This window comes from Paenibacillus sp. S25, assembly GCF_019454085.1.
In the GTDB taxonomy this organism is placed as follows: domain Bacteria; phylum Bacillota; class Bacilli; order Paenibacillales; family Paenibacillaceae; genus Paenibacillus; species Paenibacillus polymyxa_B.
In genome coordinates this window covers 1,236,881-1,259,030 of sequence record NZ_CP073683.1, presented here as the reverse complement: position 1 = coordinate 1,259,030, position 22,150 = coordinate 1,236,881, and the positions used below count along the sequence as shown (strand labels likewise).

Annotated in this window: 23 protein-coding genes; 1 reads left to right on the top strand and 22 read right to left on the bottom strand. The window is 45.4% G+C overall.

Translation table 11 applies throughout. The features are described 5' to 3' along the window. Positions 1-572: 572 nt before the first annotated feature. Positions 573-5,063 carry a non-ribosomal peptide synthetase gene (locus KAI37_RS05550; RefSeq protein WP_220030887.1) on the top strand — a complete coding sequence of 1,497 codons (4,491 nt, stop codon included), beginning with the start codon at positions 573-575 and terminating at the stop codon, positions 5,061-5,063. Between the two features lie 117 nt (positions 5,064-5,180). Here the strand turns inward: KAI37_RS05550 and KAI37_RS05545 are convergent, their stop codons facing one another. The 22 genes from KAI37_RS05545 to KAI37_RS05445 all read right to left on the bottom strand — a co-directional run bounded on the left by KAI37_RS05545 (position 5,181) and on the right by KAI37_RS05445 (position 22,150). Then, a complete protein-coding gene (locus tag KAI37_RS05545; protein ID WP_220030886.1) occupies positions 5,181-6,146 on the bottom strand; it encodes a glycoside hydrolase family 25 protein in 966 nt (321 codons plus the stop codon). Positions 6,147-6,304: 158 nt separating this feature from the next. Further along, entirely contained in the window at positions 6,305-6,751 is a 447-nt protein-coding gene (locus KAI37_RS05540; protein ID WP_040101929.1) for a phage holin family protein, read from the bottom strand. Positions 6,752-6,843: 92 nt separating this feature from the next. Then, a complete protein-coding gene (locus KAI37_RS05535; protein WP_220030885.1) occupies positions 6,844-6,987 on the bottom strand; it encodes a CD1375 family protein in 144 nt (47 codons plus the stop codon). A gap of 59 nt (positions 6,988-7,046) precedes the next feature. Next, entirely contained in the window at positions 7,047-7,334 is a 288-nt protein-coding gene (locus KAI37_RS05530) for a hypothetical protein (protein ID WP_061830295.1), read from the bottom strand. 15 nt (positions 7,335-7,349) lie between these two features. Next, complete coding sequence (locus KAI37_RS26295; protein WP_258383049.1) at positions 7,350-8,027, bottom strand: phage tail protein; 678 nt, start codon at positions 8,025-8,027, stop codon at positions 7,350-7,352. Positions 8,028-8,042: 15 nt separating this feature from the next. After that, entirely contained in the window at positions 8,043-8,432 is a 390-nt protein-coding gene (locus KAI37_RS05520; protein WP_220030884.1) for a phage tail-collar fiber domain-containing protein, read from the bottom strand. Positions 8,433-8,474: 42 nt separating this feature from the next. After that, positions 8,475-9,242: a putative phage tail protein gene (locus tag KAI37_RS05515; RefSeq protein ID WP_220031442.1), complete on the bottom strand. Its 768-nt coding sequence runs from the start codon at positions 9,240-9,242 to the stop codon at positions 8,475-8,477. Between the two features lie 52 nt (positions 9,243-9,294). Then, positions 9,295-9,426, bottom strand: coding sequence for a hypothetical protein (locus KAI37_RS26290; protein ID WP_258383047.1), 132 nt, complete (start codon positions 9,424-9,426; stop codon positions 9,295-9,297). Positions 9,427-9,495: 69 nt separating this feature from the next. Continuing rightward, positions 9,496-9,762, bottom strand: a complete 267-nt coding sequence (locus tag KAI37_RS05510) for a hypothetical protein (protein WP_220030883.1) — start codon at positions 9,760-9,762, stop codon at positions 9,496-9,498. A 60-nt stretch (positions 9,763-9,822) separates the two neighbouring features. Continuing rightward, complete coding sequence (locus KAI37_RS05505) at positions 9,823-10,371, bottom strand: hypothetical protein (protein WP_220030882.1); 549 nt, start codon at positions 10,369-10,371, stop codon at positions 9,823-9,825. A 4-nt stretch (positions 10,372-10,375) separates the two neighbouring features. After that, on the bottom strand, positions 10,376-13,096 hold the full coding sequence (locus KAI37_RS05500; protein ID WP_220030881.1) for a hypothetical protein: 2,721 nt from the start codon (positions 13,094-13,096) through the stop codon (positions 10,376-10,378). Position 13,097: 1 nt separating this feature from the next. Next, complete coding sequence (locus KAI37_RS05495; protein ID WP_220030880.1) at positions 13,098-13,772, bottom strand: YmfQ family protein; 675 nt, start codon at positions 13,770-13,772, stop codon at positions 13,098-13,100. Continuing rightward, a complete protein-coding gene (locus KAI37_RS05490; protein WP_220030879.1) occupies positions 13,765-14,916 on the bottom strand; it encodes a baseplate J/gp47 family protein in 1,152 nt (383 codons plus the stop codon). Before KAI37_RS05490 ends, KAI37_RS05495 begins: the two co-directional genes overlap by 8 nt. Continuing rightward, entirely contained in the window at positions 14,916-15,386 is a 471-nt protein-coding gene (locus tag KAI37_RS05485) for a DUF2634 domain-containing protein (RefSeq protein ID WP_081047455.1), read from the bottom strand. The genes KAI37_RS05490 and KAI37_RS05485 overlap by 1 nt, the downstream gene beginning before the upstream one ends. After that, on the bottom strand, positions 15,373-15,780 hold the full coding sequence (locus KAI37_RS05480; protein ID WP_023987380.1) for a hypothetical protein: 408 nt from the start codon (positions 15,778-15,780) through the stop codon (positions 15,373-15,375). The genes KAI37_RS05485 and KAI37_RS05480 overlap by 14 nt, the downstream gene beginning before the upstream one ends. Further along, positions 15,773-16,750, bottom strand: a complete 978-nt coding sequence (locus KAI37_RS05475) for an XkdQ/YqbQ family protein (RefSeq protein ID WP_104496537.1) — start codon at positions 16,748-16,750, stop codon at positions 15,773-15,775. The genes KAI37_RS05480 and KAI37_RS05475 overlap by 8 nt, the downstream gene beginning before the upstream one ends. Beyond that, a complete protein-coding gene (locus KAI37_RS05470) occupies positions 16,747-17,391 on the bottom strand; it encodes a LysM peptidoglycan-binding domain-containing protein (protein WP_220030878.1) in 645 nt (214 codons plus the stop codon). The genes KAI37_RS05475 and KAI37_RS05470 overlap by 4 nt, the downstream gene beginning before the upstream one ends. Before the next feature lie 36 nt (positions 17,392-17,427). Beyond that, positions 17,428-19,221 carry a hypothetical protein gene (locus KAI37_RS05465; RefSeq protein ID WP_220030877.1) on the bottom strand — a complete coding sequence of 598 codons (1,794 nt, stop codon included), beginning with the start codon at positions 19,219-19,221 and terminating at the stop codon, positions 17,428-17,430. A 176-nt stretch (positions 19,222-19,397) separates the two neighbouring features. Further along, entirely contained in the window at positions 19,398-19,832 is a 435-nt protein-coding gene (locus KAI37_RS05460) for a phage tail assembly chaperone (protein ID WP_007429164.1), read from the bottom strand. Positions 19,833-19,932: 100 nt separating this feature from the next. Further along, positions 19,933-20,340, bottom strand: coding sequence for a phage tail tube protein (locus KAI37_RS05455; RefSeq protein WP_013309122.1), 408 nt, complete (start codon positions 20,338-20,340; stop codon positions 19,933-19,935). 122 nt (positions 20,341-20,462) lie between these two features. Beyond that, positions 20,463-21,929: a phage tail sheath family protein gene (locus tag KAI37_RS05450; protein WP_076264413.1), complete on the bottom strand. Its 1,467-nt coding sequence runs from the start codon at positions 21,927-21,929 to the stop codon at positions 20,463-20,465. A 2-nt stretch (positions 21,930-21,931) separates the two neighbouring features. Beyond that, positions 21,932-22,150: a YqzN/YkzM domain-containing protein gene (locus tag KAI37_RS05445; protein ID WP_013309120.1), complete on the bottom strand. Its 219-nt coding sequence runs from the start codon at positions 22,148-22,150 to the stop codon at positions 21,932-21,934.

Sequence of the window (22,150 nt, the reverse complement as noted above, 5' to 3'; positions counted from 1 at the left end):
TTACATTCCATAATCGCTCCAGCTTTCTTTGTAATATGTAATCAAAGCTTGCTTGACCAATATATGTAAGACCATTTATCTAGTAATTACATAAAAAAACTAGGATAAACAGTATTCAACATCATGAATAAATATACACAATTTGTATATTTAATTTATGAATAATTAAATAGTTTAATAGTAAATATATGTTAAATATAGATGGATTTATTTAAAGGGAAATTAAGGAAGAATGCCAGGATATTGATTGCGAAATCGGAGAGTCAATTACCAGAAATACTTAATAAATTAATATTTATCAATATTATCGAAATTGTATTAACACCTTAACATTTCATCCATATCGGATGTAGTGAGCTAATTCACACTTTTTAAAAATTCCATTGTAAACCTACGGAAACCTTTTAAAGGGAACTCGCCTTTTTAAATTGGAATAAAATTGTCGAAAATCCGTTTTATTTTTTGTTTAAAAATACATTTTTTCTGCTTGATTGTTTTTATTGGGTCGGCTAGGATCATTTTTATGTAGACTCTATGTTTTTCAATATCTGCATGTATAAGGAGGCTAATGGATGTTCTATGCATTAACGCATTCTCAAAAAAGAGTTTGGTATAACGAGAAAATATATGGCACGACAGCCATGCACAATCTGACCGGACTTGTACGCATTCAAAAGGAACTAGAGTTTGACGCGCTGGAGAAAGCGATTCAACTCTTCATTTCCAAAACGGAAGGCCTCCGCATCCAGATCGAAGAGCAAAATGGAGAACCCGTACAGTACGTAAAGCCCTATGAAAAGGAGCAGATCGCTTGTATTGATTTTAGTCATGAACCCGATCCGTTGCTTCATTTTGAACAATGGCTGAAGGCTGTGAGCGGACAGGCTATGCCTCTGTTGAATGCCAAACTGTATTCTTTTGTTATTTTTAAGCTGGGGCCTGGTGATGTTGGTTATTTGGGTAAATTTCATCATATTATTGCAGACGGTTGGGCCTTACATATCGTGTCTGAACGAATTTCGCAGTATTATACTTTACTGGTTAACCACGCCCCCCTGCCTGATGATGAAGAATATTCCTACATACCGATCATTGATCAAGAACAAGCCTATTTAACATCTGAGCGTTTTATAAAAAATAAAATATTCTGGCATGAAAAATTTCAAACCTTACCCGACATGATACCTATCAACAAAAGCAAAGATATTTCGGCCGTTCGAACTTCCTTTACCATCGACAGTGAAACTTCACGTATTATTCAGACCTTTATCCAAAGCTCCAAACTTTCTGTAAACGTGTTATTCGTATCCGCCCTTCTGCTTTACATTTACCGGACGACTCAAGAAACCGATGTGGTGATCGGGACTCCAGTCCTGAACAGATCGGGAAAAAAACAAAAAAATACATTTGGCATGTTCACCAGCACCATGCCGTTTCGCATCCAACTGGATGAAGCTTTAGACGCCTGCTCTTTGATGAAGCATGTGGGGGCGGAGCTGATGAATTTTTATTTTCACCAAAAATATCCATATGATCTTCTAGCTAGTGACCTGGAGCTTGCTCAAAAAGGACATAACAGTCTGTTTGATATGTGTGTTAATTATTACAATATGAAATTTAGTCCCCAATTTGATGGATGCCCCTATGAAGTTCAGGAGGTTTTCAGTGGTTATCAACCTTATGCGCTGCAACTGGTTATTCGTGACTGGGAGGGGAGCGGAAGAATTACGCTGGACTTTGACTATAAAGTGAATTCTTACAGTGAGACACAGATCGCAAAAATGTTTGAGTATATCATTCATATAGTTAGCGAGATGATCGAGCATCCACAGACCCCGATTGCGGAAATTGAAATGCTATCTCCGCAGGAACAAAATGAGCTGATCTATGGGCTGAATCAAACACGTTCTTCCTATCCCTCGTCCCTAACCATTACTCAGATATTTGAGCAGCAAGTCGTTGAAAAAGCTACTAATATTGCCTGTTACTTTGAAGAGCACACGTTAACCTATCGTGAGTTAAATGAACAAGCTAACCAACTGGCGAGGTTTTTAAAAAGCCGTGGTATTGGGCAAGAGAGTATCGTGGGGATCATGGCTGGGCATTCATTTGAGCTTATCATTTCGATCTTAGCTGTGTTGAAATCAGGTGGGGCCTATCTGCCTATAGATCCTCACTATCCAGCTGACCGTGTTAGCTATATGCTGGAGGATTCCGGGGCTGCTTTGCTTCTTACCGATGCACCTTTGGATGATGATATTTCATTTTCCAGAGGAGTTTATCGTGTAGACGATGCATCCCTGTACCATGGAGATTGCTCGAATTTGAAGCCACAAAGCGGACCGAACCAGCTCGCTTATGTGATTTACACCTCCGGCTCCACAGGCAAACCTAAAGGAGTGGCAGTTCTCCACAGAGGACTTGTTAATTACATATGGTGGGCGAATAAAACCTACTTGTCCGCAACTCATGAAGTCTTTGCCTGTTATTCATCAATAGCCTTCGACCTAACCGTCACTTCCATATTCACCCCATTAATCAGCGGCCATGCCATCAACCTCTATAGGGATAATGATCCCGGGGAATTTGTATTGTTCCGCATGATGAAAGACCAACGTACAACCATTGTAAAGCTAACTCCCGCACACTTGTCCCTTCTACAAGAGTCGGACATTCGTACATCGAGCGTCCGCAAATGCATCGTAGGAGGAGAAGATCTCAAAGTCAGTCTTGCTCACAACATTCATGCCAAGTTTGGCGGAAGTATTGCCCTGTTCAATGAGTACGGACCTACGGAAACCGTTGTAGGCTGCATGATCCATATTTATGATGCAGACCGGGATAGCAGAAGATCCGTTCCCATCGGCGTTCCTTCCGATAACGTGGCTGTATATTTGCTGGATGCGCATTTAAAGCCTGTTCCTATGCAGGTAAAAGGAGAACTCTACATTTCCGGTCATGGAGTGGCAAGGGGATATCTGAACAGACCGGAACTCACAAAAGAAAGGTTTCTCGATAATCCTTTTGTTCCTGGCGAACGAATGTATAAAACCGGTGACATGGGGATACGGCTGGAAAATGGCCTGATCGAATACCTTGGCCGAAATGATCACCAAGTCAAAATCAGAGGCTTTCGTATCGAGCTGGGTGAGATTGAAGGAGCTTTATCCTCCTATCCTGACATCCATCATGTTGTCGTAAACGTTGTGGAAACAGACGATGCAAATAGATATCCCATTTTGTGTGCCTATTATGTATCTGATCGTGCTATCTCTCCCGAGCTTCTCAAAGATTATTTACATGCTTGTCTTCCCCATTATATGGTACCAAGCCACATACTCCAGCTGGAAATCATCCCGCTTACATCCAATGGCAAGGTCGACAAGCAAAAGCTTCCTGTGCCAGACGTGTCCTCTGGATTAACTGACATATATGAGGAAGCCCATAATACGGTGGAAAGCATTCTCGTGCAGGTTTGGGAAGAGCTGTTCCATACGTCTACCATAGGTATCCACGATAATTTCTTTGCACTGGGTGGAGACTCTATTAAAGCGATCCAGATGACATCCAAATTAAATAACTATGATTTGGAAGTGGGTGTACAGGATGTCTTAGCGCATCCCAGTATAGCAGAGCTTGCTCATTACACACGCCAAAAGAGCAGATTGTATGATTCAGTTCCCGTCAGCGGTGAAATTCAGCCTACACCGATCTCCATGTGGTTTATGGAGCAGTCATTTCATAATCCTCATCACTATAATCAATCGGTCTTGCTTCTGCTGAAAAATGAAATGGATCGTTCTGCTCTAGAAAAGGCATTTCACAAGGTAATTGAGCATCACGATGCTTTAAGGATGAACATGCACCCAGATGGCAAGTTATTTTATAACCCGGAACTCACTGCAATCCCGTTCAAGCTGGATTATCATGACATGACGCCTATTTCAGCAGAGGCTCGGCAGCATGAATTCAATAAGCTGGTGCATAGCTTGCAATCCGCTTTCGATTTGTCCCACCGTCTTCCTATTCGAGCAGCTATATTCGATCACGGACAAGGAACTCGGGAATTGTTCATCACTGCGCATCATCTGGTTGTAGATGGAGTTTCCTGGAGAATTATATTGGAGGATTTATTGGAGGCTTATCATGCCTTAGAAGAAGGCAAGGAGGTACATTTCCCGAGAAAAACAGCCTCTGTTCAAACCTTTGCCAGGGAGCTTCATCATTATTCCACTACTGCGGATTTACGGGAGGAGCTTGATTTTTGGAATGAAATGGAGGGCGGCAACGACCATTTTCCAGCATTCATCACAAGCCAGCCATCCACTGCCGTAAACTATGCTTCATGTACAGTCGTCGAAGGAGAACTTTCCCCTGCCCATACGTACAAATTGCTCACCAAGGCGAATCAGGCCTATCATACTGAGCCTGTGGATTTACTGCTGGCTGCCTTGGCGTTAAGTGTAAAGGAATGGATTGGATTAGAAGATTTCACTTATGAGGTTGAGCATCACGGAAGGAGCCTGGATCACGTAGACGTATCCAGAACAGTTGGCTGGTTTACGGCGTTATATCCCTTACGTATTCAAGTGCCAGGCACAGAAATAGGCAGTGTCATTGCATATGTCAAGGAACTGCGCCGACGCATTCCCCAACAGGGTATCGGTTATGGCATTTTAAAATACATGCTAGGAGCTATTGAAAAAAGTAAAGAGATTCGTCCCCTACGCTTCAATTATCTGGGACAGTTCGATCACGAAAGTCAGAGTTCAGACTATGTATATAAGCATACTCCAGGCCTTCAAGATGTGGACTACGCCAATCATCTAACGGCTGGCATTGAAATCAACAGCCTGATTGTTAACGACCAGTTGGTGGTCCATATGATGTACAGCACAGCAATGTTTGAAAAAGAAAGTATAACTGAATTTATGCATATGTATATTCAAACTCTAAACCGCGTGATTGATTTTACGATTAGTCAGCAAAATGTTCACTTCACTCCTTCGGACTTTGAATCTGCTCAGATTAGCGAAGAGGATATTGAATTGCTTTTTGAATAAAAGATTCAATAAGGGCAGGCGGCTCATTTAACCGCCTGTCTATTTGGGCTTTAGAGGTAACTACTGGACTTATTTCATATAAAATTGGGGTTGGCAGTACATGAGTTCTTTCGAAGATCATTTGGTTGTTTTAAACACACCCAGACGGTTCAGTACGACCAGTAAGCGATAAAAATCGTAACTGCTTGGCAGTTTCGCATCCACAATCGGGCTTGCCGGATTAACTGCAACAGCGGCAGCCATCGCTTCCTTCGCCCAGGCCGGTACAGGCATAGCCTGACGCGCCTCCAGTTCTGCTACCCGCTGATCCACTTTTTTAATATAAGCGCTCTGTTCATTCAACGTCTGCTTGAGCGCATCTTTGCTGTTTTCAAAGGCGGCGACCTGCTGCTGCAGGGCCTTAAATGCCGCTTTTTCCTCTGCTGTCATTGGCTCATCCCCCTCTTCTCCTGCAAATGCTTGACGTAGCTCGGCCTCTGTTCCGGCGTATATATTGAGGTCAACCGGCCCTTGAATTCCATCAACCCGTCCACTATCGCTGTATTGCCAAAAGTCCCAGCGCCTCCATGCCGTGGTATCGCTGGGTACCCGTGTACTATAACGCGCAATCCACAGCTTATAACTACCCAATGGCGCTTTGAAATGGGCAGCAAAAGCATTGCCTGTATATACCATCGGCTTACGGCCGCTTACCCGTTCAAATTCCGTTACAAATGCCAACGCAACCTCATGAATCGCGGCCGAGCTAAGCTCTCCCGGATTATTTTCGTAATCCATCACCGCTGGCAAGTCCAGCGCTTTCGCACCACCCACCTGATCCAGCACCTCGGCGAAATGCCTGGCTTCCGCTTTTGCTGCGTTTACACTGGTGGCATCTACAAAATGGTAAGCTCCGAGCAGAATCCCGGCTGCCTTGATCCCTTTTGCATTCGTGATAAATGTCGGATCAACGTAACGCTGTCCTTGACTCGCTTTAATAAATGCAAACGATTTACCATCGGCTCGTACACGTTTCCAATCAATCGTTCCCTGATATCGGGACACGTCAATGCCTTCGGCAGCGTTAGGGCTGCGATTCTGCATAAGGCGTTCCCTCCTTATCATTCATAATGTTGTAGCTCACTCTGTCTCTGTTATCCATATGCTTGGACCATCCATACGGTCTGGGCTTTTCCACTTTTATACCGAAAAAAGGGCAAAAAGGTAGTCTGCCTATTTGGGTAGTGGCTACTGGTGGCACTTTATGAAGCTTTATTTTCTTTGTCGGAAGGATCGGTTGGCTTTATTTTTTCTCCACTCGACTTAGACTCAAAAATAGCTACCGCATTCCGCAAAATATCCGGCATCGGCACTCCCATTCTGCCCACATTTTCAATAATGGACAACAACTCGTTCGCTAAATAAAAGAAAACGACGGCATCCCGGAAGTAATGTGCATCCCCGAGAATACCGTCGATTAGATGAGCTACCGTAATGAGCAAAAACACGGTAACCTTGCGAAAAATACCGTAATACCCCTGGCGACTTTTCAGCTCCCCATTAATCCAGGCCGCTGCCCATCCGGTGAAAAAATCGATCACGACCATCCACCACAGCAACGTCAACATTGTGGTCCACCCCCCAAAAAAATAACCGATCAAGGTCCCCGTGGAAAACCCCAGCCAAATCTGATCGATCTTTTCATGCATGTTTGTTCCCCCTTCTGAACCAAGGTGTAAAATGAATGCCCTTGGACTGATCCAAGGGCGATATAAAAACACGCTCTGCGCAGGCATTCTTTTTATACTTGTTGATTTTTGGCTAAATTCAAATTCGCCTTAACCATGTCTTGGAGCACTACTGGTACATCTTCTATTGAACGACGACCAGATAAAATAAGTTGTACGAAAGTTACTGCGAACGCTTTTTTAATTTTATTATCCAACGTATTACCTCCTCTGGTTATTATATTAAAGTAAATAGTACCTATCTTTAAAATTCTACTTAAACATTCTGCTGTGATATCACGAGCTGAATCAGCCCTGCAATTGTCTCTTTATTATCCAGATCAGCTTGTTTTAATATCTCAATTTCTTTTCGGAGCTGTTCCTCGAAAGTTGGCTTAGGGCTCGGTGCTGGAATCTTTTCGAAATCACCTGTGTCCGGATGGAATTTACTCCCTAATACTTCGTATCCATTAACTTCAATTACTTTATCACCTGCTGGCGCTTCAATACTCTGCGATACTGCGAATATTACGCAATCATTATTATACTGAGCAAAATATTTCATATAAACATCCCCACCTTAATTAAATTCTATGACTTCAAAACTTGCAAAAATATAATAATCTCCGCCTCTTTCATGAGTGAATTTGACTTGCGTTGGGCTTATAATGCTGGCCATATGGCTATGATCATCTCCGTAAGTTGTTAAGTTCAACGTTGCTTTTCCGACATTGACAGGTGCAATATTTACAATACCGTCAGGCACATTACTGGAAATACTAAATCTTTGTATGCTTTTCACAGAACCAGTCTCCTTTACACTATTAATAAGTTGTCTTAATTCATCACCCATTGCCTTTACCGCACTAGGAGTAGCTGCCTGATCTGTAGCTGTGCTCCCTGTAGAAGTATTAAGCTGCACAATCCCTCTCGTCTGTGTTGACGCAGAAGGCAAATCTGATGCCGGGTGACTATGCTGCTTTGGTGCTGCATACTGCTCTGTATACTTCTTGGCATTCCCCTCTGCTGCGCTCCATGCCGCTTGTTTGGCTGACGTCACATGGATCTCTGTATTGCTGGCATGATTGTCTAACGCTTCCTTAGAAGCAACACCGTTTCCAGCTGGATCTTTTTTAATATTTTCAACCAGTGCGGCCAATTCCTGATCGTTTGCGTAAAGTGTATCAATGGGTACATTCAGAACATCCGCATGTCCCTGGTCAGTAGTAACAAATCTGCGTGGTTGTTGTATACTCATACTTCTTCATCCTCCTTAATAAATGTCATCAATTTCAAAAATAAACTCCATATCACTGTCCTTGACCTTATTACTCATCGTACGAACAGCCGTTAGTTTATCAGCCGAATCTACCAGCGCAAGCTCATTAATAGTTTCACCCGCCAATTCATTTTCTGCCAGTGAACAGGTATAGCGGATGGTTGCAGGAGCAATGAATTCTGAATTGGTAATATCCTTCTGAACCAGTTCCTTTTTCAACGCCTGCTCTGTTCCCTCCAAAGGCAGTGGTTTCCCTGCTTGATCCACACCCCCACTACCAAACGCCATTTTTACTACTTTAGTCAGCGTTCCTCCTTCAGCACGGGCACGTGCCATTTGTTCCCTTGCATAAGCAGTTGTGACCGTTAGAACTTGTTCTGCCATACTTACCATCCTTTCTATCTTAGAAATAAAATTTTTATGTTTTTAAATTGAAATGACTTTCTCGGTTGAGCTTAACATCTGACTTCCATCCAGCATCATGCTGCCATCTAACTTCCAATAATGGTTTCGAATTTTCACGTTGCCTTCCTGATGATGATCCATTCGATGCTTGGTGACCAGTTTCGTACGGTTCAAATATCGCATAGGTTCCTCTGTCCACCCGGACAAAGAGGCTATTCCATTCAGTAACTCGACACCATCTAAATACCATGGCTTCCCACCAAAAAAGCGAACTCTCGAACGTAATCGGATACGAGAAACCATTTCAGTCTCATGAAGAAATGCAAGCCTAGTTTTGTTATTCATATAAAATGCAAGATGAGCAGGCTTAATATCCTCTATGATCCTTTTGAAATCAACCATATTTTCAGGAATACGGTTTTCAAAGCTTAAACCGAACTTATACTCCGTCGGATGAAAGCCTACTTCCCCTTCTACACCAAAAGAGTTCATGATTTTCCGTATTAAGTCTCCTGAAAATTTACCACTTCCACGGAGTTTCGACTCCACAACAGAACGTCGCTGTTCCAACGGCTTTTCCAAATCGACCGGGATACCTAACTCCATCTCCCAGCTTTCCAGCGCCCAAGTGGCGGTACGAACAAAAAACTGAGCTAACGTATCATCCAACGCGAGATATAGAGCATCTAGTTCGCTACCCTTTGCATCCATATCGACGTGCATAACACGGGATGCTTCGTAATAGGCAGGAAGATAGGAAAATAGCTCCGGTCCCCGCAAACTGAACATTCGATTACTAAAATCATCGGTTACATCTTGGATAACAGATTCTTTTTTTTCGTCAATATCCATCCACACTCACCATCCCCAGCTCTACCCCCTGACCGAATTGAATCGTTATAAAAGGATTGCTTTGTATGTTCATTTTCAGCTTGGAGAAGCCCATTATAATCAGATCCATTCTTTCATACATGCTCGCTCCTCCTTTGAGTACAGGCATTTTTGCTCTCTGCTCTATACCGTTTTTTTACGAAAAATAGAGCTATACCGTTTTTTTACGAAAAATAGAGCTATACCATTTAGCCGGTTCTCGCTGTGCACTGGAAACCTCTATAGATGACGATTCCTCTACGTTGTCCAATACCAGATCAGAACGATGGTATAAAATCATTTCCTTCACTTGTTTACGTTGTTTTTCATCTAAAGCGTAGCTTCCAATGATAGCTGCTATATTACCTTCTCCCCGATCATAGCGGGTAACACAAGCATAAGCACAAATACGCAATTGAGTCTCTGCTAAAGCAGTCATAGTTATGACTTCACCTCATTTAAATAAGATTTTTGCAGTTAAACAGGAATCAATACTTGGTTATTTTCCTGTGTTACCAAGCATGAACTGGCTCAGCGTTACTTCGAGATCTGCAATACGCTGCTTCAATTGATCTGTCTCACTTGGCTGTTGCTCTGCTTTTTGTGTCAGTTCCTTAATCGCTTCTTCGCTCAATCCTTCACTCCAGAACGTCATTGGATCTCTTCGATCTGGAGCCGTAAATGTATGAGCAAAATATACCGGCTCGTCCTCACGTTTGTTTTCCGGCTTGATTTGCCATTCATCATGTAGCTTCTGAAATGAAGCTTGCGATTCCTTATTAATTTGCTCGTACTTCTTCTGGGCCTCTATCAGAGTTTCGTTATATTCTGCTTCATAGGCCAGCCAGCCTTGGATATCAAAACGAGGATGATATAGACCTGGTGGAACTGGGATACCAACGGTATAGCCAGCAAGTTTTTTTTCCTTCATAGTCTGATCTCTGGTTTCTAAGGAAGCATAAAAAGGGACGACACCCACAAAGGCATCGTCCACAAGCTCGTCTTCTAGATAGAGACCGCTTATATTCACTTTAGGAACTGCTTTCATTTGGTCACTCCCCTTGTTTTGCACGGTATTTAAAATCTAGTATTAAATAAGAATTGTGTACTGCATTATCGCACTGTATACTGCTCTCGCCTACATATATAGTTGAGGGATAAGGGACACTACCTTCAGCAGAAAGCGCCGCAACCTCCATTGGCCTTTCCGCTTCATAACCATCCGGTAATGTAAAAATCTGTGTTCCAAAAGCAGTAGCACCTCCGCGAATAAATCCCTGTACATGTACCCAGCCTTGAGGATCCTTACAGTAGACTACCGGCCTACGAGTATTATCATAGTTAACCCACCCGTTGAGTAATGTAGGAGCTATCCACTTTAAGGTGATATCGTTCTCTACCCTCCCATTTTCAACGACAGACAGACGTGTACTATTCTTTTGAACACTATCTACCAAGTCAAGTAAAAGCGTTTTTTCATTGGCTGTATAAGTTCCGATAAATTTGACAACGGGTGAACGATCAACCATTAGGTAGGTAGTATTGTAAGACGACGATAAATTGAAATTGGCGGTCAAAGTATACACTTGCTCTTTGCCGAAGGTAGATTGGTATTGATCTGAAACTGTGGCAATTATCCATGACGAATCCTTTTTACCATCTCTATAAACGGCTAAGATTTTATTTACTCTATTTTTTAAAATACTCGGATCATCTGTACGACCGTTTATATAGTAAGCTCCATTTGTGTAAACTGCCTTTGATCGTTCACGTAGTATAATCCCCGTACCGACTTCGACCTGATTCCCTCCCTCAATAAAGGATAGCTGTCCCTCGCTAACGATGGGTTCAACAGTAGGCGTCTTAAGCTGATACACGAGTTGTTGCGTTGTCCAAATTCCATATCTTGTGTATGTCAAGGAAGTTATCCCTGTTGTTGGTAATGTTGTAACGAAAAACGTTGCAGATAGCGTACCGTTGGCCACATAAATAGAATCTATTGGGCACCACGCCTTGCCTGCAGATTCGTTATTAAAAGGCTTGCTTACATCTCCTTGTCCAGCAAGATACATCTTCCAACCATTGAAATATGCCTTAATCTCGTCCGATGTCGGTGTATAACTGTCCCCCCATCCGCTGTCTGTAAGCGAGACACCTATTTGAAAATTATCGTACGTGCCATTACTGCTCGATGATCCTATATTGTAACTGTCGGATTGACCAATTGCAGTTGCGTAATTCGACTCTTTAATAACCTTGCCGTTAAATTTGACGAACAACCCCGTACCGTCTATGGCTGGGGTAATTCCATTGTTTAGTGAACCTACCGTTTTATTACCCATTACCGATGTGTAAAACGCGTACTCCCGGTTGCCATCCAGCACTATGGCATTCCACTTCTTAGATTTGAAATACTGGCCCTCTCTCTCAAATACCGTGTCAGCATTTTCGCCCGTAACAGGATCGGCATACAGGTCCGTTTGTAATGCCAGTATGGAGTCCTCACGTGATTTGAATGGTTTGGCAATGCTTCCGATGTTGAGCATCATTTCTGAAAAAACAAACGTACCAAAAACACCTGTATCCGCTCCAACTATAATACGCAATCCAAATGTCCCAATAGGAGTTGTAAACGTCTGTGATAAAGTGTGCTCACCGTTAGCTACTGCGTATGGGCCAGTGTCTAACGGTACCCCAACGTAATTCCCGTACGCATCTAGTGCACGGATATTGTAGTAACCACCTGCACCAATGACTCCCCCGATATTAGATACTGACACTTTCATGGATAGAGTGTAAGCTTTACTAGCTGCAGCCGGGAGGTTCCAGGCATACGAGCTATATCCCGCTGTACTCTTAGTGAGAGTGGCGACATATGGAGCGGTAATTTTTTTTGAACCTGTGGTTACACTGTTTTCAGCTTCGTAAATGCTAGGCAGCATATTCTCCCCATACCGAATCGCATAAGGATTACACACAGGCATTAAGCTGTTCACATATGGATATTCGGCAGCTACCTGTTCAGGTGACATACTTTTAATTGCTGTGGCCTCAGATGAACTCAGTTCGTAAACAGCCATTTCATCAAAGTAAGCATACTGCCCAACAGATCCGCGAGAAACAGCATAAGGAATAGGTGCTTTAGCGGCTTTTCTAGCATCATATACCGCATAACAAAAAGTAAATTCATTTGAATCCGTAGTACTCATATCCACCGCATATGCAATTTCGTCAGTCAATTGAATATATGCCCTAGCATCAGTACCTGAAAGATTCCCATTTTTAACATAACCACGGATCAAATAATACGGCGCCCCCTCTCCAAATTTAAGAGGCAAACCATAAGCTCCAGCTATCCCAACTGGTGCTGTACTAACGGTAACCTCAAGAGCATTGTTACCTGAAAGTTTATTACTTGCGTTTAATTCCAGCTTTGCTGTGTTGTTTACAGCTGACCAACCTGTCAGACTTTCCATCCCTCCAGTGCGTCCCAACAAATTCACCAACATACGCCCGCTCAGCCCTGTCAGCGAAAATGGCGCAGCCTTTTCCGCATGAACAATTTGCACCCCGGGTTCGAGAGTTACCGCCTTACGCTCTGTCGTATCCAGACGCTTCTTGATCTCATTTACACCATCATTCACGTCACCAGCAAATTCATCAACAGCACGCCAGTTTTGGTCCAAATACTTTTCCAGATCAAAATACGTGGTTTTGGGCGATGTGCGGTCAATTTGATTTAAGCCAAGATTTGGTGTTTTTTCGCTTGCCATGCTATGCGCCACCTCCTAAATATCTATCCTGGGTTGTATATTCATTTTCATAGAGGGTCATAGACTCAACTTCGGCAATGGTCAGGTAGCGTAATTTGTACTCTACTGCCATGTGAGCGGGCTTGATCTCCTCAATGGCTGCTTTAAGATCCTCCACGTTGGGCGGAATCCCAATGGTATCTATAAATTTGACCGTAAATCCCCATTCGGCAGGGTGAAAAATAACATCTACCGTACCTCCGTCATACGCCTCTGCTACATTTTTGACAAGCCGGCCGGAAAAAGTTCCTGCCCCTCGCAACTTCGATTCCACCACCGCACGCCGTTGGTCCAATGGCTTCGCCAGGTCGGTTTCGATCCCCAGCTCCATTTCCCAGCGTTCCAACCCCCATGTGGCTGTACGTACGAAAAACTGTCCCACCGTTGCATCCATTGCGAGATACAAGGCGTCCAATTCGCTTCCTTTAGCATCCATATCGGAACGCATCACACGTGAGGTTTCATAATAGGCAGGCAAATAGGAAAGCAGCTCGCGTCCCCGCTCGCTGCTCATTTGGCCCACTGTATCTCCCGCTATAGTTACCCGATTGACAAAAGTGCCACTAAGGTTTGCACGTTTTCCCTGGTCTGGTTTATTCAATAAATCTTCAAAACTGTTCGTTCCATTGTTACTCACTGACGCTCACCGTCCCCAGCACTGCCACCTGACCTGATCCAATCTCAATATTCTGATTGCTCTGTCCATTGATTTTCAGTTGAGAGAAATCAATAATGATCGGAATGTCCAGCAGCACAGCAGAAATCCGGGTATACCGTACCAACGGGTCTTCCTTGTAAAAAGCAAGCTGCTTCAAATACGTCCGCACACCGCTTTCGATCAGCTTTTTGATTTCATCCAGTGTGGACGGCTTCTCTTTGGTACGCTGTACCTTGACTGAGATGTTAATCTCCACTTCTGCCGCTGGCATGATCGTCACCACAGGGCCCGCTGGTGCCAGCCCTTCGCCTTGTCCATCCTGAGTCGGATCAATGTACTTCTGCACCGCAGCCACGATATCCGGGCTGGCCGCGCGTTTATCCGTATCCAGCACATATAACCCTACTGTTCCCGGCCCTTTCCAGAGCGGAACAACTTCTACGCCACCCACTCCAGCAATCTCATTCGCCCACTGGGTATACTGCGCCTTGTTGCCACTGGTACCCTGGTTCCGCACCTTGGCATAAAAACGCTCCAGCAACAGCTGGTCGCTCTCAACGTCTGTACCGCTTTTTGTTTCCTCCGTATTGATCACAGAGGCAACCCCGCTAACCGGAGTTGCCATTACTTGGATGACACCCGCAGGCACATTACCGCTGCGCCCGGGATTGACCGCCCGAATAGTCGCTTCCCCGGCACCTTGTTCATCCAGCGTGACCGATGCCGTGGTCGCATACTCAATGGAAGCTTCCCCGGATACATCATCTGCCGGGGTCGCCACCAACGTTCCCGCCGGGACGGTCGTTCCCGCTGTGCCTGTAAAACTGACCATACCTGAGGCAGCAACCGCTTCTCGCCGTGTCACCCCATGCTCTGCTGTCCGCAAATCCAGCTCCGGCGAGCGAAAATCCGGGTTGTCGCTGGCTGCTGTGCTGGCAAAGCCACGTCGCAGTAGCTCCTGCGCCCAGATTGCCGCTTCGGATAGCATAAACGCTACCGGCGCCTGTGCATCCCAAATAAAAGAGCCCTCGGACTTATCCATATCCGAAGGCACTTTTTCCAGCATCCGATTTAAAATTCCCTCTTCCGTCTGGTCTACCAAATATTCCGGCAAGTCTGCCATTAGATCACCACACTTTCCACAATTTCTGTTTCATCTCGCACGTTCGTAATCTGGCAGCTAAAATGGCACGCTTCACCTTCCCAGCGAAACGTGAACTGATCCACACTAGCCGTACGTGCATCTGCTAGTAATGCCTCCGTGACCATGCGTTTAATTTCGCTTTCTTGCACACCGTGCCCATAGCTGCTGCCAATGAGCTCCTCCAGCTCACTCCCATAGTCAGGTGAATAGATCACATGCCGGTAGCGAGGAGTGCGAATCGCTTTTTCACACCACTGTACCCAGGCTTCTTTCTCGCCTGTAGTCACGATTTTACGGCTAGGGCTCATAACAAACTCACCAGCTTCAAAATCAAACCGCCAGCTTCGCCCAAATACCGCACGGTTATCCTCCAGTACATCCGGGTCGGTCATATCCGTGTCTGTCCAGATCATATCATCTGTTTCGGGGAATAAATTAGCCACGTCCATTCACCACCTTGCACACGACTACCACATCATTGCCGCTATTCACCCGAACCGCCAGTACACGATCTCCGGGCTTGAGTCCTTCGTTCAAACTGAGATTCACATCTTCCAGCTCGTCTTCCCCGATATAAAAGGAAGTTTTCAGCTCTTTGCCTTCCCAATTTTCCGATTCCACTGCGGTTGAGGTGCCTTTATACATATGACGTGGTACAGACAGCAGCCCCGGTAGCTCGGCGACCAGATAATCCTGAAGCTCATGTTTAAAATCGTCCAGCTTGAGTCCCGTGGAGGTGATTGTGCCTAGTACCGCGCCCACTCCACTCAGTGCTTGCTTGGTATGCTTATGAAATGAAGATTGCAGCGCAGTAGCCAAATGCCCATAGGGGTCCTTATTCAAGGTAAAACCTCCTTTTTACATCGTCATACGTTCCGAGCTCCAGCGACATACTGCCGGGGTTACCTAATTCCCTGCTCACTGAAATGACCAACAACTTTATGGAGCCTAACATTACCGCGTCTCCTGCTCGGATCGTGTTCATATCCGGTGCATTTACCGATATCGTTTGTTGTATGCCTCTCAGCTTACTTTTGGCCAACTCACGTGCTGCTGCACCAGACTTGACCTCGTCATCCTGCACAATGACCTGAAGGGTTCCATATTTGGCAATGTCCTTTTCTTCAAGCGCCATCACCTTGGACGGTACCTCATTGCCTGATTCACTAGCCGCCGTAGCCAGTACCTTCACTCTTGTGGCCGCACCTTCCAGCGTACGGGACTGTGTCGTATCAGTTACTCTCTCCAAAACATACACATCTTTGTTCGTTCCCAGCTCGTACAGCTCCAGCCCGGAAGAAATCATCCGTGGATGATACAGCTTCCCCCCCGCCTTTGCCGTTTCGCGCAGATCTCCCAGCATCATAGAATAGATGGACTGTGTGCGGTATACGGCGCGTCCCAGCGTTTTTTTCGTATCTGGCAATGAAGCGATTTTCAGCTTCCAGTCCCTAGCATACTTCTGAAAACGCTGAGTAGCCGTTTGCTTAGCAGGGAGCAGATATTCATCCTCGGACTTGTCCAAATACACCGTACGGTCATATAACGTCAGCGTCATACGTTTGAGCCCGTTGTTAGAAGTTTCTACTTCCCAGATCACTGCTGGAGACAACAAGGGAACATAATCCTTTTTACCATAAGGAATCCCACTAACCCGAATGGACATCCCTGGAGAAATGGGCGGCATATCCGACGTAACGACCAGATTGACCGTTCCCTGATAGGCGATTTGCTCCAGTGAGTCCCTCAAATTAATGTTCTCTACAAGCGGCGACAAATCATATTTATCCTGTAAAATGACTTTATAACTCATGACAGCACCAGCTTTTGCCCCGGTTTAATCGCATTCGGATTTTGTCCAATGACCTTTTTATTAAGCTGATAAATTCGACTCCATTGCGAACTGTCCCCCAACTCCAGCTTGGCAATTTTGGACAAGGAGTCCCCGGACTTAACCGTATATGTTTTTTTCTTTTCTTTCATATCTGTGCGGGGCTTTTTGTTGACCGCAGCTGCCTTACTTCCTGTGCCACCAGCTTTTTTGGCAACTTTCATATCACTCCAAGTCCGCAGTGACAGATCAAAATTCACATCCCCATACTCGCCGCCGCGAAAGATCGAATTATGAGATGCGACAATTACCGGCACATTCACGGCTGTCTCCGTGATGATAAAACGCAGCGGGTTTTTAGATAACAAAAAGCCATTCAACGTGTTCATGGCCTCCTGCGGATCAGGGATATCTTCGTATGTGCAATACGCTGGATTGTATTCTTTCGGAAAAAAAGAAGAGAAGGAGATTTCCTTCACCTTCTCCCCTTGTGGGAAGTCAAACTCCCCATAGGATAAAATCGTCGTTGTATCAAATCCCTTTTGCCGTGATATCGTCACTTCCTCAGGATTTACTGGAAACTGAAATTTTTTTCCTTTACCATCTGTCAAACTAAATTCCATCTCTTTCCTCCTTCCCCATTGCTACCATCTACTGTATTACATAGCTCCAGCGCCCGCTGGCTTGGTGTTCTGTGTTGCACGCAGAATTTCAGCTTTGAGACGGTAGCCAATTTGCGTAATAAGCCCATCCACATCCAGCTTGTTCTCATGTACAGTGACCTGTACAGCCCCCGCAGGAAGATTGAATTGGTTGGTGGTTTCCGTTTTAAAATCCTTCAAAAAGCCAGACAGTGTTCCCATTTGTTCAGGACTGATCTGTACTACTTGAGGTGTCGGATTACCATTACCTTTGCCTTTAGCTTTGGCTCCATTATTCGCATGAGCCGCAGTATTCAGTAGTGGGTTTGGATTGACTCCCTGGTTAGCTATAGCCATCGGTCCGTAAGGATTAGGAACACCTTTTACTCCTGGTTGCGGAGGTACGTTTGCAACTGCACTAGCACTATAATTTATAGCCATAGGCGTTAAGGGCTCAAATGACTTACCTAAATTCGAATGAGGTGGGATTGCTGGTTTAGAGGTAGCTGGTTTAGGAGCTTCAGGTGGCTTAGCTGGCTCTTTCTTAGGTTCATCTTTTTTACCAAAAGAAAAGAAATCAGAAAAGCCTTTACCAAAATCTCCAGCCTTATCAGAAAGCCAACCTGTGACCTGGGAAGCTTTTTCTCCAAGAAATTTACCAGCGGACTTCGCTTTGTCCATCATGGCTGGACCATAATCTGAGACTAATCCACCAATTTTCCCACCAACAAAGTCTCCCGCCATACCCCCAAGTGTAGAACCAACCACAGTACCAATACCCGGAAGCAAAAATGAACCTATAGCTCCGCCTAATGCAGAACCAGCAGTCCCACCAACTGTGGAACCGATAGCTTCTGCCCGTTCTTTACCAGAGGTAGCCTTCGCAATGTTCACAATATCCATTCCATAGCTTAAAGGTCCCAACAGTTTTTTCGCTCCACCTTTTAGAAGGTTTTTGAATAAGCCTGATCCGGCTTCCTCAGCTGCACCAACAACGCTACTGGGTCTGATAATACTTGAGGCTGCATCTGCCGCAGCACTCGAACTTGCAGCGCTAGGTACTACACCAGCAGCTTCGCTTGGATTAATCATCCCCCAGCCTTTAGCCTGATCAAACAATCCCTGTCCACCTTCAATTAAATCTGAAGACCCTCCAAATTTTTCTAAAAACTCACCCCCAGATTTCCCTACATTAAATGCTTTACTAGCAAAATCTTTAAACTTCTCTCTTCGGTTAGCTCCCTGGAGCGGGCCCTTTAAAATACCAAAATCAGTTTTAAATTTTTTAAAAGCTTCAGGAGCTTCAGATATGCTTTTTACCCCTTCACCAACTTTTTTTACATTACCAAGAAAATCCTTTACCTGAGTTAATGCATCCTTAGGCTCTTCTTTTTTCTCGGCAGCTGGTGTCACAGATCCCAACTTAGTACCTAAATCAACAATAGCTGCTGTATTGGCATTTACAGCTACAGTATTCAATTGCACCGCAGTGCTTAGCAAAACGATACTTGGATTATTATCAACCTTCTGCGAGCCTGATCCGTCTTGAGAGCTTACTTTCACATTTACATTCCCCGAGGCGTTAATAATCTGGGATTTGACTCGGTTAATCTTGTTCAACAGATTATCCAAGCCTTTAGAAGCCATATCGTTCAGCACAATTTCCGGGGCCATGCGGGTACGGCCGATTTTCAACACACGTCCTTGAATCCGCTCAAAATAACGTTCCATTGCGCGCAATTCTCTGTTCGCCTTAATGACGTTTTTAGGATCAATCACAAGGTTCATGCGGTAATTTAATGCTTCTGCCATCTATCATGTTCACCTCCTTGTTTATGCTTTTGAAGCTGCTATGCTATCCATTTCCTGTTCGGCAAATGCCAGCAGCAGCATGCGCTCACCGCGGGGAAGCCGCCAAAAGTCTCCGGGGCGGAGGTGGTGCCGGACCCACAAGTGGTACAGCATCGTCGTCATTCCCCCGGAGCCGATTAGTTTTTTAGGTCAGCAATCTCAACACCAAAACCGGACAGTTCCAGCACCTTATCTCCTACTGCATCCAGTTCACCTGCCAGTAGCATACGGCGGACAGACTGTTCGCCACCGGACAGCTTTAAGCGGCTTGTAATCCGGGGATCGCCCCAACCGTTAAGGGACAAGCCTTTTACTTCCAGCTTTCCAGTAGCTTCCGAAATCAACAAGGCGTTGAACGTTTCGGTATCTACCTTTTCATCCACTGCACCTTTCACAGTCCGTCGAATTGTGCAGCGTTCACGAATGCTGTCCACCTTACTGGAGGTCAGGCCGTGCAGCACAATTTTCATATCTAGACGCTTGATGCGGACCGTTTCCTCTGGCAGTTTTTCAGCAGCTTCAAACAGGCTGTCCAAAATTTGTTCTTCTGTCATATTCTCATTTAAGCTCATAAGTCATTCTCCCTTATTTTTAATTTCATGATTTTGTAAAATCCTTATTTGTATTTGGGGAACGGAACGCCTAACAGCATCCCATCCCCCGTTAACCAATTTAGTTTGCTACAATCGGATCAAGCAGCTCATAGCCTTCAAAGGTGAAGGTCGTTTCTTCCTGTACTTCTTCACCTGCTGTCCAGTTGGCCAGTTGAATTTTGTCAGCAGTGCAACGAATGAGACGAATACTTTCATGTCCGAAGGCTTCTGGATCATCCAATTTAGTAATAATCTCAAAACGGTTAAAACCGCGACGAATCATATCGGACGTAACCTTGTAGCCACTCATCGTTCCCGTTCCCTTTTTGATACCGCGCTTGTGTACCTTCCACTCGTTGCCCACGAGATTCAGCTCGCGTTTTTCCATTTCCACGCTGGCTTCCAGCTTATTGATATTCGTCTGCCACACCCCATCCACATGCGCCTGACCATACGTACCTAAAATGACTCTTGAAGCATCCAACATTTCTTTTTCCTCCTCAAAATAATCCATAATATAGTTCGGGATTTCATAAAATCCTCGTTGTTAACAAGCTACTTTAATCCTGCTGATTGCCTGCGAAATACTTATGCACGCAAAATGCTTATTCATTGCACGTAAAATGTGCCGAACAGTTGCTCCATCACGTCGGTAAGCTTCACGTTCCATTGCAGGAACACTTGATCCGGCTCCGGTTTGATGACTGGCGCATCGCCGTAGTAAGCCGGGTCGAGAATGACATCGTAGCCATCTGCTTCGATGACGTTGCTCAGCGACAGCTGTGCCAGGTATTCTTTGATTGCACCGATAAGCGCCAGACGACCTTCCACCGTGTTGTTGATTTTGCCAATGTAAGTCTCTTCGGCTGCACGCTGCAAGTCAGCATTAATAGCATCCATGACACGGATGGAACGAATTTTCTTCCATGCGTTGTTTTGCCCAGCAGCCGGGTTCACCAAGCTGTTGATGCCACGCAGCGCTTTGACCTGACGACCGTCAAAGAACAAAAGGAAGACACCATTACGGACTGCCTGCTCCTGCTCGGAACGTGTCCAGCGACGGGTCACATCCTCAAAAGGCGTAACCGCATACGTCGCCGATTGATTCAGACGTTGGCCTGCAATCAGCCCGGCTACGTAAGCAGCCGTTTGGGCGGAACTGTAGTCCTTTCCTGCCAGACGTACGCCTGTACCGACGTTCACGATACCTTCATGGTTCAGCGCTAAGGAACGTGCAGAGGCCAAGCTGACGGCTGTTTTGGACACATCATCTGCCGCAGAACCGCCGAATACAGCGATAACGCCTTTACCTTCGTTGCGAACACGCTTGATCCAGGCAGCAAAGCTTTGCAGCAATGCCAGATCAGCTGCATAATCCAGAGCCAAGACATTAAATTCCTGTCCTTCAAGTGCCTCCTGCATCGCGATGTAATCGGCATTAACCAGCTTGCTATTGCCGCTGTTGCCGCCAGTAAGGTGTACGCCGCTGACATCCACCGGAATGCCGCCGTCGCCAACAACCTCGGCCTTCACCCATACGTTTTCGCTGTTCTCATTCATGGCTTTGGCAATAGAGGCTGCTGTACCGTCACTGCCTTTGTACGTGCCGAGTAGCTTGGTTCCTTCATAGAGGCGCACCTCACGAGCTTGGTCATCACCCAAAGTTGGCTGTACAGTTACAGCGAAACCATTACCGCGGCTACCTGTGTACAAAGCCTTCAGGCGTAGCACATCCGCCGGGGTCGCACCGCCGCTTTTCAGCGTCACAGATGCTTCAGCAGCTGTATCATCTGCCAAACGGTAGGCTAGAAGCTTTTTCGGACCGCCCAGCAAAGCCAGATACAGCGTCGAATACGCGGTCGCACCGTCCAGACTGTCACCGGAAAAGATTTGGCTGATTGCCGTTTCACTGCCGATCTCTACAAACTCACGTACAGGGCCCCAATTCGCCTTAACGGGTACAACAACCGTACCACGCGACCCACCTTGAATTGCTGAAGCTGCTGCTGCCTGAAAATTCATATACAAACCCGGCAATACCGGTTTATTCGTGTTTTCCCATGTTCCGCCTGCCATAATTAGTCCACCTTCGCTTTCATAAATTGTTCGATTTTAGTGTGTGCTTCTGCTACCGTAAACAGCTTGTCCTGTGTGCCAAAAAAGGCGCCTGCCAGCACTTCTTCTTTCACGGAAAACAATTGTTCTGCGTGCTCCTTTAGCTCCTCCAGCGTATAGCGAGGGCCACTTGCTTCCTGCCCGGCATATACCGGGGCCTTCTCATGGTTTTCCAAGGTCAC

Excerpts from the sequence above, each read along its gene's own strand:
- KAI37_RS05510 (WP_220030883.1), bottom strand. The coding sequence starts at position 9,762 with ATGACTGCTTTAGCAGAGACTCAATTGCGTATTTGTGCTTATGCTTGT.
- KAI37_RS05515 (WP_220031442.1), bottom strand. The coding sequence starts at position 9,242 with ATGTTCAGTTTGCGGGGACCGGAGCTATTTTCCTATCTTCCTGCCTAT.
- KAI37_RS05455 (WP_013309122.1), bottom strand. The coding sequence starts at position 20,340 with ATGTTGGATGCTTCAAGAGTCATTTTAGGTACGTATGGTCAGGCGCAT.
- KAI37_RS05490 (WP_220030879.1), bottom strand. The coding sequence starts at position 14,916 with ATGGCAGACTTGCCGGAATATTTGGTAGACCAGACGGAAGAGGGAATT.
- KAI37_RS05460 (WP_007429164.1), bottom strand. The coding sequence starts at position 19,832 with ATGAGCTTAAATGAGAATATGACAGAAGAACAAATTTTGGACAGCCTG.
- KAI37_RS26290 (WP_258383047.1), bottom strand. The coding sequence starts at position 9,426 with ATGTATGAAAGAATGGATCTGATTATAATGGGCTTCTCCAAGCTGAAA.
- KAI37_RS05450 (WP_076264413.1), bottom strand. The coding sequence starts at position 21,929 with ATGGCAGGCGGAACATGGGAAAACACGAATAAACCGGTATTGCCGGGT.
- KAI37_RS05545 (WP_220030886.1), bottom strand. The coding sequence starts at position 6,146 with ATGCAGAATCGCAGCCCTAACGCTGCCGAAGGCATTGACGTGTCCCGA.
- KAI37_RS05505 (WP_220030882.1), bottom strand. The coding sequence starts at position 10,371 with ATGAAAGCAGTTCCTAAAGTGAATATAAGCGGTCTCTATCTAGAAGAC.
- KAI37_RS05485 (WP_081047455.1), bottom strand. The coding sequence starts at position 15,386 with ATGGACGTGGCTAATTTATTCCCCGAAACAGATGATATGATCTGGACA.
- KAI37_RS05475 (WP_104496537.1), bottom strand. The coding sequence starts at position 16,750 with ATGAGTTATAAAGTCATTTTACAGGATAAATATGATTTGTCGCCGCTT.
- KAI37_RS05500 (WP_220030881.1), bottom strand. The coding sequence starts at position 13,096 with ATGGCAAGCGAAAAAACACCAAATCTTGGCTTAAATCAAATTGACCGC.
- KAI37_RS05470 (WP_220030878.1), bottom strand. The coding sequence starts at position 17,391 with ATGGAATTTAGTTTGACAGATGGTAAAGGAAAAAAATTTCAGTTTCCA.
- KAI37_RS05465 (WP_220030877.1), bottom strand. The coding sequence starts at position 19,221 with ATGGCAGAAGCATTAAATTACCGCATGAACCTTGTGATTGATCCTAAA.
- KAI37_RS05550 (WP_220030887.1), top strand. The coding sequence starts at position 573 with ATGTTCTATGCATTAACGCATTCTCAAAAAAGAGTTTGGTATAACGAG.
- KAI37_RS05530 (WP_061830295.1), bottom strand. The coding sequence starts at position 7,334 with ATGAAATATTTTGCTCAGTATAATAATGATTGCGTAATATTCGCAGTA.
- KAI37_RS05520 (WP_220030884.1), bottom strand. The coding sequence starts at position 8,432 with ATGGCAGAACAAGTTCTAACGGTCACAACTGCTTATGCAAGGGAACAA.
- KAI37_RS05540 (WP_040101929.1), bottom strand. The coding sequence starts at position 6,751 with ATGCATGAAAAGATCGATCAGATTTGGCTGGGGTTTTCCACGGGGACC.
- KAI37_RS26295 (WP_258383049.1), bottom strand. The coding sequence starts at position 8,027 with ATGAGTATACAACAACCACGCAGATTTGTTACTACTGACCAGGGACAT.